The organism is Aeromonas sp. 25-AL00135 (assembly GCF_054052385.1).
Genome location: NZ_JBSTYQ010000018.1, coordinates 60,354 through 77,430, shown reverse-complemented (window position 1 = coordinate 77,430; position 17,077 = coordinate 60,354). Strand labels below are relative to the sequence as shown.

Below are 17,077 nucleotides of genomic sequence, written 5' to 3'. Positions count from 1 at the left end.
CCGGTTTTGGATGGCCGTGCTACACTGGCCGACCTAGATCCTGGCCCGCCGGGCCGGTCCCTGTTCCATTAACGCCGGAGGTCCGATGCATTGCCCATTCTGTAGTGCGGTTGATACCAAGGTGATCGATTCCCGTCTGGTGGCAGAAGGCCATCAGGTGCGCCGCCGTCGTGAGTGTCTGCTCTGTCACGAGCGTTTTACCACCTTCGAGATGGCCGAGCTGGTGATGCCCCGCGTCATCAAGTCCAACGGCTCCCGCGAGCCGTTCAATGAAGACAAGCTGCGCGCCGGCATCCTGCGGGCGCTGGAGAAGCGGCCGGTGAGCATGGAGGCCATCGAAAAGGCGGTCAACCATATCAAATCCCGCCTGCGTGCCACTGGTGAGCGTGAGGTCGCCTCCGAGCTGGTGGGCAATCTGGTGATGGATGAGCTCAAGAGTCTGGACAAGGTGGCCTATATCCGCTTTGCCTCCGTCTATCGCAGCTTCGAAGATATTCGCGAGTTCGGCGAAGAGATCGCCAAATTGGAGAAATGATGGTATCGGATGGGCAAGTGGATATCCGCTTCGCCCCTCTCTACCTCAGGACACGAAGATATTCGCGAGTTCGGCGAAGAGATCGCCAAGCTGGAGAAGTAAACCTCCATGCTCACCCATGTTGCCGCGTCCGATTACGCTGCGCTAATCGAACCTACGATATTGCGTAAAGTCGAGATGTGTTGTCAAAGGAGCCCGAATGTTTAGTCAAGATGATTACCAATGGATGAGTCGGGCCCTCGAACTGGCCCGCCGCGGCCGCTACACCACGGCCCCCAATCCCTGCGTCGGCGCCGTGCTGGTCAAAGATGGCGTGGTGGTTGGCGAAGGGTGGCATCAGAAGGCGGGCGAGCCCCATGCCGAGGTTTACGCCCTGCGCGCCGCCGGTGACAACGCCCGTGGCGCTACCGCCTATGTAACCCTCGAACCCTGCTCCCACCACGGTCGTACTCCCCCCTGCGCCGAGGCGCTGATCAAGGCCGGTGTGGCCCGGGTGGTGGCGGCCATGGTCGATCCCAATCCCCAGGTGGGCGGACGTGGCCTGCGGATGCTCTCCGAAGCGGGGATCAAGACCGATTTCGGCCTGTTGGCGAGTGAAGCCGAAGCGCTCAACCCGGGCTTTTTCAAGCGGATGCGTACCGCCTTCCCGCGAGTGACCGTCAAGCTGGGGGCCAGCCTCGATGGTCGCACCGCCATGGCGAGCGGCGAGAGCCAGTGGATCACCTCCCCGGATGCGCGCCGTGACGTGCAACGACTGCGGGCCCGCCACGATGCGGTGCTCTCCAGCGCCGAAACCGTGCTGGCTGACGGTGCCTCTCTGACCGTGCGTTGGGACGAGCTGCCCCCCTCGGTCAAGGCGAGCTATCCCAAAGAGACCCTGCGCCAGCCGCTGCGAGTCATCGTCGACTCGCAAAACCGCCTCACTCCCGACTTGCCGCTATTCCAGAGCGAGAGCCCGGTGCTGCTGGCCCGTCACAAAGCATCCGGCGAGTGGCCCGAGTGGGTGCTGCAGCTGGAGCTGCCGCTGCTGGATGGCAAGCTGGATCTGGTCAGCCTCTTCATGCTGCTGGCCAAGCAGAACGTCAATTCGGTACTGGTCGAGGCGGGGCCGCGGCTGTGCGGCGTTCTGCTGGAAAAAGGGCTGGTGGATGAGCTGGTGCTCTATCAGGCGCCCAAACTGATGGGCGACGAGGGGCGTGGCCTGTTCCATCTGCCCGGCCTGACCCGGCTGTTCCAGGCGCCCAAGCTCGCCATCAAGGATGTGCGCATGGTGGGGCCGGATATTCGCATTACCGCCAAAATAGCCTGATTTATCAATGTTCAAGGGGGCATAATCAGCCCCCGTCATCAGCAAGGTGATCTGCATGTTTACCGGAATTATCGAAGCGGTGGGAACCCTGGCCGAGCAGCGCCGTCAGGGCGATGACATGGCCCTCACCGTCCATGCACCGCATCTCGACTTCAGTGACGTCAAACTGGGCGACTCCATCGCCACCAACGGCGTCTGCCTCACCGTGGTGGCGCTGGGCGACAAGAGTTATACCGCCGACGTGTCGCTGGAAACCCTCTCCCGTACCGGCTTTGCCGCCGCCAGAGTGGGCGATCGGGTCAACCTCGAGAAGGCGCTGATGCCCACCTCCCGCCTCGGCGGCCATCTGGTCTCCGGCCATGTGGATGGGGTAGGGGAGGTGAAAAGCGTCTCCAGCAGCGGCCGTGCCATCGAGTACTGGATCAAGGCGCCGGGGGAACTCTCCCGCTATATCGCCGAGAAGGGCTCCATTGCGGTGGATGGCATCAGCCTCACCGTCAACGCGGTGCAGGGGGACCTTTTCCGCCTGACGATCGTGCCCCACACCGCGCAGGAGACCACTATTGCCAGCTGGAAGCCGGGTCACAAGGTCAACCTCGAGGTCGATCAGATCGCCCGTTATCTGGAGCGGCTGATGATGGGAAAAAGTCAGGAGAGCAGCGCCTCGACCCTGACCATGGAGACGCTGGCCAAGGCCGGTTTTCTCTGACGGTGTGCGCTGAGTCTGGCCACCAAAACGATTTTCTGTGATCCCGCTCTGATTGAAATGGAGCCGCTAGCCCCAATCTAGAGCAACATACACACGCATTTGCGTTGAGCCTGCGGGCTCAACCCCCAAGCACACTGATGGAGTAGCCCATGGCGCTGAGCACAACCCAGGAAATCATTGCCGATATCAAGGCTGGCAAGATGGTGATCCTGATGGATGACGAAGACAGGGAGAACGAAGGGGACCTCATCATGGCCGCCTCCTGCGTCCGTCCGGAGGATATCAACTTCATGGCCCGCTACGGCCGTGGCCTCATCTGCCTGACCCTGACCCGGGATCGCTGCAAGCAATTGGCGCTGCCGCTGATGGTGGATCGCAACAATGCCCAGTTCTCCACCGCCTTTACCGTCTCCATCGAGGCGGCAGAAGGGGTGACCACAGGTATCTCAGCCGCCGATCGCGCGGTGACTGTGCAGGCGGCTGTGGCGCCCAATGCCAAGGCGGCCGATCTGGTGCAGCCGGGCCACATCTTCCCGCTGATGGCGCAGGATGGCGGCGTGCTGACCCGTGCCGGTCACACCGAAGCGGGCTGCGATCTGGCCCGTCTGGCCGGTTTCGAGGCGGCCGCCGTCATCGTCGAAATCCTCAACGAGGATGGCACCATGGCGCGCCGTCCGGATCTGGAGGTGTTCGCCGAGCAGCATGGCATCAAGCTTGGCACCATCGCCGACCTTATCGAGTACCGCAACCAGCACGAGACCACTGTCGAGAAGGTGGCCGAATGCAAGCTGCCCACCGAGTTTGGCGAGTTCGACCTCATCACCTTCCGCGATACCATCGACAATCAGGTTCACTTCGCCCTGAAAAAGGGTGAGGTACAGGCTGACCAGCCGACTCTGGTGCGCGTCCATCTGCACGATGTGCTGAGCGATCTGCTGCTGACCGACCGCCATGCTGCCCGCAGCTGGCCGCTGCCCAAATCCATGGCCCGCATTGCTGACGAGGGCGGCGTGCTGGTGATTTTGGGGGCGGAATCCCATGGCGCCGAGCTGCTGGCTAGGGTCAAGGGTTTTGAAGCCGCCGACAAGGGGTTGGCACCGGAAGGAGCCAAGTGGCAGGGCACCTCGCGCCGGGTGGGTGTCGGTTCCCAGATCCTCAAGGCGCTCGGCGTGAGCAAGATGCGCCTCTTGAGCTCGCCGAAGAAGTACCATGCCCTCGGTGGTTTCGGTCTGGAAGTGGTTGAATACGTCGGCGAGTAACGTACTACCAGAGAAGTACCATCCCCTTCCGGGTGGCTTCGGTCTGGAAGTCGTGGAATTTACCGGCGAGTAAGTGCGCCGGACTGGTTACATCGCGATCATGGCCGTCTATTGCGGCCATGGTTTTTGTCGTGGGTCTGTTGTGCTAGAATGTGCGCACTTTTGACTCCGGCCCTTTTGATTGCACAGATACAGGATTTCCAATGAAGGTTATCGAAGGAAATATCGCCGCTCCTGAGGCGCGCGTTGCTATTGTTGTTGCCCGTTTCAACAGCTTCATCAACGACAGTCTGGTGAACGGCGCGGTGGACGTACTGAAGCGTCAAGGTCAAGTGCAGGACAGCAACCTGACACAGGTAAAAGTGCCGGGCGCGGTTGAAATGCCATTGGTCATCAAGAAGCTGGCCAAGAGTGGTCAATACGACGCCATCGTGGCGGTCGGTACTGTCATCCGTGGCGGCACCTACCACTTCGACCTGGTGGCAAACGAGAACAGCAAGGGCATGGCCCAGGTAATGATGGAATATGAAATTCCCGTTGCCTTCGGTGTGTTGACCACTGAAAACATTGAACAAGCCATCGAGCGTGCAGGTACCAAGGCGGGTAACAAGGGTGCAGAGGCTGCACTGGCAGCGCTCGAAATGATCAACGTCCTGAAAGAACTGGACGTGTAACGAGGAGAAGTACATTGAAACCGTCTGAGCGCCGTAAAGCCCGCCATTGCGCCACCCAGGCCATCTACCAGTGGCAGATGACCAAGGCTAACGTGGGTGACATCGAAGAGCAGTTCAAGATCGATCAGGACACCAAGGGTGTAGACCTGAACTATTTCCGCGATCTGCTGTTCGGGGTAGCCCTCCACTGCAGCGAGCTGGACAAGGTGTTTGCACCTTTCCTCTCCCGTCCGCTGGAAGAAGTGGACATGGTGGACAAGGCGATCCTGCGTCTGGCGACCTACGAGCTGACCCGTCGTGATGATGTACCGCCGCGCGTGGTCATCAACGAAGCGATCGAGCTGGCCAAAGCTTTTGCTGCCGATGACAGCCACAAGTTTGTCAACGGTGTACTGGACAAGGTGATCAAGTCGCTGAACAAGCGTTGATCCTGCTGTCCGTCAGCATCTAAGAGAGGAGCCAGCTTATTGCTGGCTTTTTACTGTATGGGTGAATTTGAGCTGATTGATAAGTACTTCAAGGTGCCCCACGCCCGCAAGGACGTGGTGATGGGCCCTGGAGATGACTGTGCCCTGCTGACCCTGCCCCCCGATACCCAGCTGGCGGTGAGCACCGACACTCTGGTGAGCGGCGTACACTTCTTCCCCGACATGGATCCGGTGGATCTCGGCTACAAGGCGCTGGCGGTCAATCTCTCCGATCTCGCCGCCATGGGGGCCGAGCCGCGCTGGGTGTCGCTGGCGCTGACCCTGCCTGCCATCAACGAAGGTTGGGTCGCCGGTTTTGCCGAAGGGTTTCTGGAGCTGGCCGAGTACTACAACGTGGCGCTGGTGGGCGGAGACATGACCCGCGGGCCGCTCTCCATCACCATTTCGGTGAAGGGATCGGTGCCTGCCGGACGTGCCCTGCTGCGCAGCGGTGCCAAAGCGGGTGACGGCATCTATGTCACCGGCACCCTGGGAGATGCCGCGCTGGCGCTCTCCCACCTGCTGGGCAAACGCACTCTCAACGAGAACCAGCTGGCGGCAGTGCTGCCACGGCTCGACCACCCCCATCCCCGCATTCTGGCCGGACAGGCGCTGCGCGGGCTGGCGGGGAGTGCGCTGGATCTCTCCGATGGTCTGGCATCGGATCTCGGCCATATCCTCAAGGCGTCCGGTGTGCGGGCCCAGATCGATCTCGATCTGCTGCCGCTCTCGCCGGTGCTGCAGGATGCGGTGAGCGAGCAGGAGGCGTGGCAACTGGCGCTGGCCGGTGGCGATGACTACGAGCTCTGCTTCACCGTACCGGAGGAGCACCGCGGCGCGCTCGATACGGCGCTGGCCCACAGCGGGGTCAAGTTCAGCCGCATCGGCCGCATCGTGGCGGGCGAGCCGGGCATCGACTACCTGCGTGGCGACCAAGCGGTCGAGCTGCAACTGAAAGGGTGGGATCACTTCGCATGAGTTTGTTCAGGATAAAGCCCGAGCTGACACGACTGGATCTGAAAAATCCGCTTCATTTTTTGGCGGTGGGATTTGGTTCCGGTCTCAGCCCCAAGGCGCCGGGCACCATGGGCACCCTGGCGGCCATTCCGCTCTATCTGCTGGTGAGCGGTCTGCCGACCCACTGGTTTATCGCCTTGCTGGCGGTGGGTTTTGTGGTCGGTATTCGTATCTGCCAGAGCGCCACCGATGCCATCGGCATGCCGGATCACGGTGCCATCGTCTGGGACGAGGTGATCGGCTTTGGCGTCACCATGATCGCCGCGCCAGCCGGTTGGGAGTGGGTGGTGGCGGGCTTCGCGCTGTTCCGGTTGTTTGACGTGCTCAAGCCCTGGCCCATCTCCTGGTTTGATCGCCGGATCCACGGTGGCCTGGGCATCATGCTGGACGATCTGATCGCCGGCCTGTTCGCCCTGTTTTGTATGCAATTACTGGCATTCTGGCTCGGTTGAGAGCCACCTTCCGGGGGATGACCGTTCTGGCATCCCCCGATTTATATCTGCTTAATTTTCATTCATCGGCATATGCTGCCGTTTATCATCCATTTCACATAAATATTCACTACTCATTCGGGGCTGGTGATTGTTTTGGAAATAGTGATAAATGCTGCTTGTTGCGTTGTTGTTGAAATTAAAGTAATGATACCAATAGATGTACGGACGCACCGGCCATTTGTGTGATGAAAATCATCATTTATCTCTGTCGAATTGGTGGTTATCTGCACAAAACATTGCGGAATTGTATAACTCAATCATTTACACCCGTGGTCAAACCGTCTAAGTTACTCGCGGGTTATTCCAAAAAAATGCAAAAAACCCGCCCGGATCGCTGGTTTCGCTGCCTCATGGATTGAGCAAATATTGCCCAAGGTAACAACCGGCATCTGCGGCTGATTTACGGACGAATTATTTGGGACGGATGTCCCCCGCAGAGGTAAACATGTCCTTGCTCGAAGTAAAGAACTTGCGGATCGAGTACCCCTCCCGCTACGGGGTGCTGGCCGCGGTGAAGGATCTCTCTTTCTCTATCGAAAAGGGTGAGATTGTCGGGGTGGTCGGTGAATCCGGCGCCGGCAAGTCCACCATCGGCAATGCCGTTATCGATCTCCTGAGCCCGCCGGGTCGCATCGCCCGTGGCGATATCTATCTCAATGGCGAACTCATCTCCGGCAAGAGCCAGAACGAGATGCGGGCCATCCGTGGCTCCCGTATCGGGTTCATCTTCCAGGACCCCATGACCTCCCTCAACCCGCTGTTCACCGTTGAGCATCAGCTGGTGGAGACCATTCTGGCCAATACCGACCTCTCTCGCGAAGCCGCTTTTGCCAAGGCATTGGAGCTGATGGGGGCAGTGGGGATCCCGAGTCCGGAGCTGCGCATCAAGCAGTACCCACACCAGTTTTCCGGTGGCATGCGTCAGCGGGTGGTTATCGCCATCGCGCTCTCCTGCGATCCGGAGCTGATCATCGCCGATGAGCCGACCACGGCGCTCGACGTCTCCATTCAGGATCAGATCCTCCAGCTTATCCGCGCCCTCTGCAAAGAGCGTCAGGTGGGCTGCATGCTGGTGACCCACGACATGGGCGTGGTCTCCAACGTTACCGACAAGGTGGCGGTGATGTATCGCGGCGATCTGGTGGAGTTCGGCCTTACCGAACAGGTGCTGGGCAGCCCCAATCACCCCTATACCCGCAGCCTCATCTCGGCGGTCCCCCGTTCCGACGTGAAGCTGGTGCGCTTCCCGCTGGTCTCCTATATCGAGGATGCCAGTGCGCCGGATACCAATATCGACCTCAAGACCCACTGGCTCGGCCAGAGTCAGGACGAGCGTGCCTATGAAGGGGCGCTGCTGCGGGTGGAGAACGTCGATCTGAAATTCGTCACCAAGGACTCCATCTTCCCGAGCCGCCGCCAGTATGTACGCGCTTGCAACAACATCAGCTTCGAGATCTTCGAAGGGGAGACCTTCGGTCTGGTGGGGGAGTCCGGCTCCGGCAAATCGACTATTGCCCGCGCCATCACCGGTCTCTATCCGCCTGATACCGGCAAAATCTTCTTTGAGGGGATCGATCTGACCGCTCTCAAGAGCGAGCGCGAGCGTCGCCCGCTGCGTCGCCAGATGCAGATGGTGTTCCAGAACCCCTATTCGTCGATGAACCCGCGGATGAAGGTGCGCGACATCATTGCCGAGCCGATCCGCTTCCATCAGCTGGCGAGCAGCGAGAGCCAGATCGAGGGGATTGTCGGCGATCTGCTGGATCACGTGGGCCTTGGCCGCTGTGCCGGGGTCAAGTATCCCCACGAGTTCTCCGGCGGCCAGCGTCAGCGCATTTCCATTGCCCGCGCCCTGGCGACCCGGCCACGCTTCCTCATCTGCGACGAGCCGACCTCGGCGTTGGATGTGTCGGTGCAGGCCCAGATCCTCAACCTGCTCAAGGATCTGCAGCAGGAGCTCAAGCTCACCATGCTGTTTATCAGCCACGATCTGCCGGTGATCCGCCAGATGTGCGACCGCATCGGGGTGATGCAGCACGGTCATCTGGTTGAGGTGGCCGAGACCGAGAAACTCTTTACCAATGCCGAGCATGAGTACAGCCGCAAGCTGATCTCCCTCATGCCGGAGTTCAAGGGAATGTCCCGCGAGGGGCTGGAAATCGCAAGCTAGGAGAGCGCCGGTGCGCCGGTCTGCTTGTCAAAAAAGTGTCATAAGAAAGCCAAAAGCATGGAGAACAAGATGAAGAAAGGATTGTCCAAGATTGCCCTGGCGCTGTTTGCCGCCGGTTTCGCTTTCAGTGTCTCGGCCGCTGATATCAAGGTGGGTGTCGCTTCTGACGCCACTTCGCTGGATCCGCAGGAGCAGCTCTCCGGTCAGACCCTGGAGATGTCGCACCTGGTATTCGATCCCCTGATGCGTTACACCCAGGACTTGCAGTTCGAGCCCCGTCTGGCCGAGAAGTTCGAGCGTGTCGATGACAAGACTGTCCGCTTCCACCTGCGCAAGGGCGTCAAGTTCCACTCCGGTAACGACTTCACCGCAGACGACGTGGTGTGGACCGTCAACCGCCTGAAATCCTCCGTCGACTTCAAGGCGATCTTCGATCCCATCAGCGAAGTGAAGAAAGTCGATGACTACACCGTCGATCTGATCACTGCGAAGCCCTTCCCGCTGGTGCTGCAGACCGTCACTTACATCTTCCCGATGGACTCCAAGTTCTATACCGGCAAGACCGAAGCGGGCAAAGACAAGGCCGAGATCGTCAAAAACGGCGACTCCTATGCCTCTACCCACGTCTCCGGTACTGGCCCGTTCACCGTCAAGTTCCGCGAGCAGGGTGTGAAGCTGGATTATGCCCGCAACGCCAACTACTGGGACAAAGCCTCCAAGGGTAACGTCGAGAACCTGACCGTGGTGCCGATCAAGGAAGATGCGACTCGTGTTGCAGCCCTGCTGGGTGGCGATGTGGACATGATCTATCCGGTTGCGCCGAACGATCTGGAGCGCGTGAAGAATGGCAAGGACTCCCAGCTGGTCACCCTGTCCGGTACCCGCGCCATCATCATCGAGCTGAACCAGAACACCAACCCGGCGCTGAAAGACAAGCGTGTACGTCAGGCGATCAACTACGCCATTAACCAGGTGGGTATCGTCGAGAAGATCAACAAGGGCTTCGGTACCCCTGCTGGTCAGCTGAGCCCGAAAGGCTATGCCGGTCACAACGAGGCGCTGGTGCCCCAGTATGATCTGGCCAAGGCCAAGGAGCTGATGAAAGAGGCCGGTTACGAGAAAGGCTTCAAGATGACCTTCATCTCCCCGGCTGCCCGCTACGTCAACGACGTCAAGATTGCCCAGGCGGTCTCCGCCATGCTGGCCAAGATCAACATCAAGGTGGATCTGAAGACCATGCCGGTGGCCCAGTACTGGCCCGAGTTTGACAAGTGCGCCGCGGACATGCAGCTGATCGGCTGGCACTCCGACACCGAAGATACCGCGAACTTCTTCGAGTTCCTGACCTTCACCAAGGACGCCAAGACCGGTATGGGCCAATACAACTGCGCCGGTTATGCCAACGCCGAAGCTGACAAGCTGGTGATGGATGCCAACGCCGAGACCGATCCGGCCAAGCGTGCCGAGATGCTGAAGAAGGTCGAAGCCATGCTGATCGAAGATGCTGCCTACGTGCCGTTGCACTGGGAAGATCTGGCCTATGGCGCCAAGAAGAACGTCGACATCAAGCCGGTGGTCAACGTGATGAACTTCCCTTACCTGGGTGACCTGGTGGTCAGCAAGTAAGAGAACGTCGCAAGGAAGGACGGGGCGGGGTGGTCAGCTGGCCACTCCGCCCACTAACAGAAGCCTGTGCCACGACACAGGCCACGTAGAAGGACAAGCATGTTTACATTCCTGCTGAAACGGTTCTATCAGGCCGTGATAGTGATGTTCGTCATCAGCCTGGTCGCCTTCTCCATCCAGGATAACCTGGGTGACCCGTTGCGCGAGCTGGTGGGACAATCCGTCTCCGAAGCCCAGCGTCACGAGTTGCGCGAGAAGATGGGCCTTAACGATCCCTTCCTCATCAAATACAGCCGCTTTCTGAAAAATGCGGTGCATGGGGATTTGGGCACCTCCTATTTCTTCAAGCGACCCGCTCTCGAGGTGATCCTCGACAAGCTGGTGGCTACCCTTGAGCTGGTGTTTGCTGCCGCGCTCATCATCGTGGTGGTCTCCATTCCACTCGGTGTCTATTCGGCGATCCGCCCGCGCAGCATTCCCACCAAAATCATCATGGCAGGGAGCAGCATCGGCATTTCGATCCCGGTATTTTTGACCGCCATCATGCTGATGTACCTCTTCTCCATCCAGCTGGGCTGGCTGCCAGCCTATGGCCGCGGCGAGACCAGTAACCTGCTGGGCTGGGAGTCGGGCTTCTTCACCTGGGACGGCATCCTGCACCTGATCCTGCCGGCGGTGTCTCTCTCCTCCATCATGTTGCCGCTGTTTATCCGGCTGGTGCGCTCCGAGATGCTGGAGCAGCTCTCCTCCGAGTACGTCAAGTTCGCCCGCGCCAAGGGGCTGGACAACAACAAGGTCTACTATCAGCACGCTCTGAAGAACACCATGCTGCCGGTCATTACCGTTGGCGGGGTGCAGATCGGCACCATGGTGGCCTACACCATCCTGACCGAGAGCGTGTTCCAGTGGCCGGGTACCGGCTTCCTGTTCCTTGAGGCGATCCACCGGGTCGATACACCCCTCATCACCGCCTACGTCATCTTCGTGGGACTGATCTTCGTGGTGACCAATACCCTGGTCGACCTGCTCTACGGGTTGATTAACCCGACCGTTAACCTGACTGCCAAGGGGTAAGCATGAGTAACGCTGTAACTGCAAGCCCAAGCCGTTGGGCACGATTCAAGAACTCTGACATCGTCTACTACTTCCTGCGGGACAAGGTAGCCATGTTCAGCTTTGCGGTGTTCGTGGTGTTCGTGCTGGCGGCGCTGCTGGCGCCCTGGCTGGCACCGCACAACGTCTATGACCAGACCAGTTTTGATCTGATGGATGCCGAGTTGCCCCCCTCCTGGCTCGAAGGCGGCGAGGAGCGTTTCTGGCTCGGTACCGACAACCAGGGGCGGGATATCTGGAGCACCATTCTCTATGGCGCCCGTATCTCCCTCACCATCGGCCTGTTTGCGGTGGCGCTGCAGCTGGTGCTTGGTATCGTCATCGGTCTGATTGCCGGTTACTTCGGTGGTCGCATCGACAACCTGCTGATGCGCTTTGCCGACGTGCAGCTGTCGTTCTCCACCATGATGGTGGCGATCATCATCTCCGCCATCTTTCAGGCAACCTTTGGCTCCGAGTTTTACTCGAAGTTTGCCATCATGATGCTGGTGGTGATCATCGGTATCGCCGAGTGGCCGCAGTACGCCCGTACTGTGCGCGCCTCTGTGCTGGCGGAGAAGAAGAAGGAGTATGTGGAAGCGGCCAAGGTGATGGGGTTCCGCGCCCCGCGCATCATGTTCCGCCACATTCTGCCCAACTGTTTGTCGCCCATTCTGGTTATCTCCACCGTGCAGGTGGCCAACGCGATCATGAGCGAGGCGGCGCTCTCCTTCCTCGGTCTGGGGATGCCGGTTGATCAGCCCTCGCTCGGTTCGCTTATCAGCGTCGGCTTCAACTACATCTTCTCCGGCTCCTGGTGGATCACCGCCTTCCCGGGCATCTGTCTGGTGGTGCTGGTGCTGGTCATCAACCTGCTGGGTGACTGGCTGCGGGATGTGTTTAACCCCAAGATCTACAAAGGTTAACGCGGGCTGATTCTGAGGCGCCGAGTCGCAGCTATCAGTTCATTTAGATAAAAAAATCCGAAACCGGTTTTGCCGGTTTCGGATTTTTATTGGTCTTGAGCAGACAGCGTGTTGATTGCACACCCATCAATAGTGCGGCGGCGGGGTCTCTTCGGCCATGCTGGCAATCTGGCTGGGTTGTACGCTTTGCAGTTTGTCGATCAGCAGCTGGATCTGGTATTTGAGCCGATCGAGTTCACGGCCCTGGGTGGTTACCTCGTCGTTGAGCTGCTCTATGGTGTACTCCGCATAGGCGAGACGGGTTTCCAGGGTTTCGATGCGATCGTTAAGTTGCTGACTCATGGGCCTTCGGGTCCTTACTTGATTGTCCAGATTTCGGCCAGACCACTGGAGCTGGCACTGACAAGGTGGCTATTGTCGCGTAAAGCGACGCCGTAGACCACTGCGCTGGGCGGTTTCACCTTGGGTTGTGGCGAGACGCGCCAGCTCTGCAGCAGGGCACCATCGCTCACTTGCCACAGGGAGAGCTGACGGGAAGGGGCGCCGGTGATGAGCCACTTGCCATCGTTGGCAAAGCGGGCGCTGGTGTAGACCTCGAAGCGGTGATCATATTGCAGCTGACTCACCTCCTTGCCGGTTTTCAGATCCCAGATGCTGGCCCGGCTGCTGTCGGCGGTGAAGGCGTAGCGGCCGCTCGGCTCCAGTCTGGCCATGATCACCCGGCCACCATGGTTGAAGCGCCAAATTACCTGCCCGCTACGGGTATCCCACAGATAGGCGCTGTAGTCGTTGCCGCCGGTCAGGGCGTAGCGACCGTTGGCGGAGAGATCCACCGTATTGACCTGGTCGGTGTGCCCCAGAAACTGCAGGCGACGACCGCTTCGGGTATCGAGCCACTCGGCCTTGCCATCTTCCCGACCTATCAGCACATAACGACCGTCGGCAGAGAGCGCGATGTCCCTCAGCCTGGATTCAGGAAGCGAGTAGTAGCCTTGTGATTGCCCGTCGCTCAGCCGCCAGGTTGCAAAGGTGTCTGGGGTGGCGGTGACGGCATGGCTGTTTCCTTCGGAAAAGCGGGTAATGAATACCAGATCTTCCGTAGAGTCGGATTGCTTCCAGCGCCAGCGTTGACGGTTCTGTTCCAGATCCCAGACGATGATGCCCTGGCTGATGCTGGAGACGATGGCCTGCTTGCCATCACTGGAGAGATCTGCGGTCAGCAGACCCGTGCTGGCGAGGGTCATTTGCTGGTTGGGTTGGGAGCTTTGCTCGCAACCGGTGAGCATTAAACAGAGGCTCACCAGATAAATGGCACTTTTTATCATTTTTGCGGTCTCACGCTTTTGTTACCTGCGATCACGGCGTTAGTATAAGGCGCTTATCACGATAAACCTCTCATTTCACGATGGAACCGAGAGCGGTATTTGGAGTTTGGAGAAACTGATGAACAAATTTCTGAAGGTGTCCCTGTTGGCGGCGGCCGTTGCCGTCGGTCTGACTGCTTGCCAAAAAGACGAGAAGCCTGCTGCGGCCAATACCGCCGAAGTGAAGGCAGAAGCCAGCAAGCCGGCAGAGGCGACCAAGGCTGAAGCCAAGAGCTTTGAAGAGCAATCTGGCTACGCAATTGGCCTCTCCATGGGTCGTTACATCGCCAATACCCTGGAGCGTCAGCAGGAACTGGGCATCAAACTGGACAACGCCGTGATCCTGAAAGGGGTGACTGACGGTCTGGGCAAAGAAGCCAAGATGACTGATGAAGAGATCCAGAAGGTACTGCAGGATTACGACGCCAAGATCAATGAGCTGACCAAGGCCAAGGCCGAGAAAGACGCCGTTGAGAATCTGAAGAAGGGCGAAGAGTTCCTGGCTGCCAACGCCAAGAAAGAGGGTGTGAAGAGCACTGAATCCGGCCTGCAATACGTGGTCGAGAAGATGGGCACTGGCGCCAAGCCGAAATCTACCGATATCGTCAAGGTGCACTACACCGGTACCCTGACCGACGGCACCAAGTTCGACAGCTCCGTCGATCGCGGCGAGCCGGCTACCTTCCCGCTCAATCAGGTTATCCCGGGTTGGACCGAAGGTGTTCAGCTGATGCCGGTTGGCTCCAAGTTCAAGTTCTTCCTGCCGTCCAAGCTGGCCTATGGCGAGCACGGTGCAGGCTCCATCCCGGCGAATGCCGTACTGGTGTTTGACGTTGAGCTGCTGGCTATCGAGAAGCCGACTGCAGACGATGCCAAGAAGTAATCTTTTCTTGTAGTGAAAAACGGCTCCTTAAGGAGCCGTTTTTACTTGTGTATTCCCTGCAATCGCGGGATAACAGAGCTGTCTTGGCGTTGGGTTTGCGCGCGAAAATAAGGCAAAATAGATCGCAGAATCAAATACAAGGATGAGTCCAGTGGCTGAAAATAAATCGCGTGTCCTGCTGGTGGAAGATACCCGTAGTCTGGCGGTGGTCTATGAACAGTACCTGCGCCAGGAGGGGTACGAGGTAGTGCTGGCCGACTGTGGTCAGCAGGCGTTGGCACAGTTGCTGGCAAGTCCTCCCCCCGTGGTGCTGCTGGATCTGGAGCTGCCGGATATGTCCGGTATGGATATTCTGCAGATGATCACCGAACAGCAGTTGCCTTGCTCGGTGGTGGTGATCACCGCCCACGGCTCGGTGGATGTGGCGGTGGAGGCGATGCGCCTCGGAGCCTTCGATTTTCTGACCAAGCCGTTTGACAGCAAGCGGCTCTGCGCGACTGTTCGCAATGCCTTGAAACACCAGCAGTTGAGCTCGCTGGTTGCCCACTATCGGGAGAATTTCGAGCGCAGCTCCTTCTTCGGTTTTATCGGTGCCTCCATGTCGATGCAGGCGGTCTATCGCATCATCGAGAGCGCGGCGCCCAGCAAGGCGACCGTCTTTATCACTGGCGAGAGCGGCACCGGCAAAGAGGTGTGTGCCGAGGCGATTCACCAGTGCAGTCCCCGCAGCGAACAGCCCTTTATTGCCCTCAACTGCGCCGCCATTCCCCACGATTTGATGGAGAGCGAGATCTTCGGTCATGTGAAGGGCTCTTTTACCGGCGCCCAGGGGGATCGCAAGGGGGCGGCCAGTCTGGCCGATGGTGGCACCCTGTTTCTCGACGAGATCTGCGAGATGGATCTCGACCTGCAGAGCAAGCTGCTGCGCTTCATCCAGACCGGCACAGTGCAGCGAGTCGGCAGCGGCAAGCTCGAGACGGTGGATGTGCGCTTTATCTGCGCCACCAACCGGGATCCGCTGGTGGAGGTGAAAGCGGGCCGTTTTCGCGAGGATCTCTACTATCGGCTCCACGTCATTCCCCTCACTCTGCCGCCGCTGCGGGAGAGGGGCGAGGATATCCTGCTGCTGGCGCGTACCCTGCTGCAGAGCTACGCCAAGGAGGAGAACAAACGCTTCAAGGATTTCGATGTCGAGGCGGCACGAGTGCTGCTCGACTACCCCTGGCCTGGCAACGTACGCGAGCTGCAAAACGTGGTGCGCAATATCGTGGTGCTCAACGACAAGGAGCTGGTGAGCCCGGATATTCTGCCGCCACCGCTCAATGGGGTTCGTCCCCAGCTGCCGGCTGCGATTGCGGCAGCGGTGGCATCGGCTCCGGCAGCCACCGGGGTGGCCAACGGGCCAATTCGTCCGCTCTGGCTGGTGGAGAAAGAGGTGATCGAACAGGCCATCGCCAGCTGTGACGGCAACATTCCCAAGGCGGCGGCCCTGCTCGAGATCAGCCCCTCCACCATTTATCGTAAAAAGCAGGGGTGGGAGGAGTCCAATCGGGCCTGAACCATCTTGCCAGCAGATAAGGGCGGCTAGCGTGCCGCCCTTGCTATTTTGGGGATTAGAGTTTGGCGAGGCGCTTGAGGCGGGCCAGTCGTTCCCCCTCGTTGGCGCTGAACCAGCGGTCTTGCGACAACAGAAACCAGGCGCGGGAGAAGTATTCCGCGGCCAGCGGATCGTCCAGCACCAAGGCATTCTCCCCCAGTTCCTCGAACAGATAACCATCCTCAGGTTCGCCTGCCTCGGCCATATCGGCCTTGAGCTGGTGCAGCTCTGCCAGTGCCTGCTGGTGCTGACCCTGGGCCCGGGTCAGGCGAGCCAGACTCCAGCGAGCGATAAACGCCTTGGCCGGCTGGTTATGTTGCAGATGCCAGGCCAGACACTTCTGCTGCTGGATTTTCGCCTCATCAAAGCGGCCCAGTTCGAACAGGGTCCAGCCCTGATTGTTGTAAAGGGGGGCCAGCCAGCCACGCACCTTCTCGTCACTGCTGCGTTCCGCCAGCTCCATCGCCAGTTGATGCCAGCGGCTCTGCTCTTCCAGTGGTGCGGCGATGGCGATCATGTGAGCGGCGTCGATGGCGAGATAGGTTTCTTTCTCCTTGAGCCCCCATTGCCAGGCTTGTTCAAACAGCGGTTTGGCACTGGCTTTGTCGCCCGCCGAGTTAAAGGTGCGGCCTCGTTCCAGCAGAGCCCGGATCCGCGCTCTGGGGGTTGTGTCGGTGAGGCGAGGCGCTATCTCATCGAGCTGCTGGTGGGCTTCGGCAAACTGGCGCTGCAGCGAATGGGTGCGGGCAATTTGGGTCAGCAACTCCAGTTCGAGTTGCAGGTCGGCGGCGGCGCGCGCTTCGGGAAGAAGGGTGTGAAAACGCAGGGCGCTGGCGGCGGGATCCTGATAATCCCACAGCGCCATGAAATCGGGCGGATTGTCCATTTGGCCTCCTTGCTGGTTATCCTGTCACCAAGATGCCTGCAGGCCATTGTTTGTACAAGGGGCTCCCGT

Annotated in this window: 17 protein-coding genes; 14 read left to right on the top strand and 3 right to left on the bottom strand. The window is 59.3% G+C overall.

Annotated features, from left to right (window positions below; translation table 11 throughout):
- The first annotated feature begins 85 nt into the window (after nt 1-85).
- The 12 genes from nrdR to ACW5XC_RS16575 all read left to right on the top strand — a co-directional run bounded on the left by nrdR (nt 86) and on the right by ACW5XC_RS16575 (nt 12,278).
- On the top strand, nt 86-535 hold the full coding sequence (gene nrdR, locus ACW5XC_RS16630) for a transcriptional regulator NrdR (RefSeq protein ID WP_005338880.1): 450 nt from the start codon (nt 86-88) through the stop codon (nt 533-535).
- A 199-nt stretch (nt 536-734) separates the two neighbouring features.
- A complete protein-coding gene (ribD, locus tag ACW5XC_RS16625; protein ID WP_042054170.1) occupies nt 735-1,844 on the top strand; it encodes a bifunctional diaminohydroxyphosphoribosylaminopyrimidine deaminase/5-amino-6-(5-phosphoribosylamino)uracil reductase RibD in 1,110 nt (369 codons plus the stop codon).
- Between the two features lie 55 nt (nt 1,845-1,899).
- Entirely contained in the window at nt 1,900-2,553 is a 654-nt protein-coding gene (locus tag ACW5XC_RS16620) for a riboflavin synthase (RefSeq protein WP_042054171.1), read from the top strand.
- Nucleotides 2,554-2,702: 149 nt separating this feature from the next.
- On the top strand, nt 2,703-3,812 hold the full coding sequence (ribBA, locus tag ACW5XC_RS16615; RefSeq protein WP_042054172.1) for a bifunctional 3,4-dihydroxy-2-butanone-4-phosphate synthase/GTP cyclohydrolase II: 1,110 nt from the start codon (nt 2,703-2,705) through the stop codon (nt 3,810-3,812).
- 203 nt (nt 3,813-4,015) lie between these two features.
- Nucleotides 4,016-4,486 (top strand): 6,7-dimethyl-8-ribityllumazine synthase, encoded by a 471-nt coding sequence (gene ribH / locus ACW5XC_RS16610; protein WP_042054173.1) that lies wholly within the window; start codon nt 4,016-4,018, stop codon nt 4,484-4,486.
- 14 nt (nt 4,487-4,500) lie between these two features.
- Complete coding sequence (gene nusB, locus ACW5XC_RS16605; protein ID WP_005343514.1) at nt 4,501-4,914, top strand: transcription antitermination factor NusB; 414 nt, start codon at nt 4,501-4,503, stop codon at nt 4,912-4,914.
- Between the two features lie 57 nt (nt 4,915-4,971).
- Nucleotides 4,972-5,931 (top strand): thiamine-phosphate kinase, encoded by a 960-nt coding sequence (gene thiL, locus ACW5XC_RS16600; RefSeq protein WP_041235128.1) that lies wholly within the window; start codon nt 4,972-4,974, stop codon nt 5,929-5,931.
- A complete protein-coding gene (locus ACW5XC_RS16595) occupies nt 5,928-6,422 on the top strand; it encodes a phosphatidylglycerophosphatase A family protein (RefSeq protein ID WP_005349509.1) in 495 nt (164 codons plus the stop codon). Before thiL ends, ACW5XC_RS16595 begins: the two co-directional genes overlap by 4 nt.
- Before the next feature lie 487 nt (nt 6,423-6,909).
- Entirely contained in the window at nt 6,910-8,634 is a 1,725-nt protein-coding gene (locus ACW5XC_RS16590; RefSeq protein ID WP_042054175.1) for a dipeptide ABC transporter ATP-binding protein, read from the top strand.
- 69 nt (nt 8,635-8,703) lie between these two features.
- A complete protein-coding gene (locus tag ACW5XC_RS16585; RefSeq protein WP_042054176.1) occupies nt 8,704-10,260 on the top strand; it encodes an ABC transporter substrate-binding protein in 1,557 nt (518 codons plus the stop codon).
- Nucleotides 10,261-10,359: 99 nt separating this feature from the next.
- On the top strand, nt 10,360-11,334 hold the full coding sequence (locus ACW5XC_RS16580) for an ABC transporter permease (protein WP_042054177.1): 975 nt from the start codon (nt 10,360-10,362) through the stop codon (nt 11,332-11,334).
- Between the two features lie 2 nt (nt 11,335-11,336).
- Nucleotides 11,337-12,278, top strand: a complete 942-nt coding sequence (locus ACW5XC_RS16575; RefSeq protein ID WP_040068611.1) for an ABC transporter permease — start codon at nt 11,337-11,339, stop codon at nt 12,276-12,278.
- A 126-nt stretch (nt 12,279-12,404) separates the two neighbouring features.
- Here ACW5XC_RS16575 and ACW5XC_RS16570 read toward each other — a convergent pair whose 3' ends face one another.
- Entirely contained in the window at nt 12,405-12,620 is a 216-nt protein-coding gene (locus ACW5XC_RS16570) for a SlyX family protein (protein ID WP_005335285.1), read from the bottom strand.
- Nucleotides 12,621-12,634: 14 nt separating this feature from the next.
- On the bottom strand, nt 12,635-13,603 hold the full coding sequence (locus ACW5XC_RS16565; RefSeq protein WP_042054178.1) for a WD40 repeat domain-containing protein: 969 nt from the start codon (nt 13,601-13,603) through the stop codon (nt 12,635-12,637).
- Nucleotides 13,604-13,721: 118 nt separating this feature from the next.
- Here ACW5XC_RS16565 and fkpA point away from each other — a divergent pair, with 118 nt between their 5' ends.
- Both fkpA and ACW5XC_RS16555 read left to right on the top strand, forming a co-directional pair.
- Entirely contained in the window at nt 13,722-14,525 is an 804-nt protein-coding gene (gene fkpA, locus ACW5XC_RS16560; RefSeq protein ID WP_005335283.1) for an FKBP-type peptidyl-prolyl cis-trans isomerase, read from the top strand.
- Nucleotides 14,526-14,676: 151 nt separating this feature from the next.
- Nucleotides 14,677-16,083: a sigma-54-dependent transcriptional regulator gene (locus ACW5XC_RS16555; RefSeq protein WP_005348258.1), complete on the top strand. Its 1,407-nt coding sequence runs from the start codon at nt 14,677-14,679 to the stop codon at nt 16,081-16,083.
- A gap of 55 nt (nt 16,084-16,138) precedes the next feature.
- Here ACW5XC_RS16555 and ACW5XC_RS16550 read toward each other — a convergent pair whose 3' ends face one another.
- Entirely contained in the window at nt 16,139-17,008 is an 870-nt protein-coding gene (locus ACW5XC_RS16550; protein WP_042054179.1) for a tetratricopeptide repeat protein, read from the bottom strand.
- Nucleotides 17,009-17,077 lie beyond the last annotated feature (69 nt).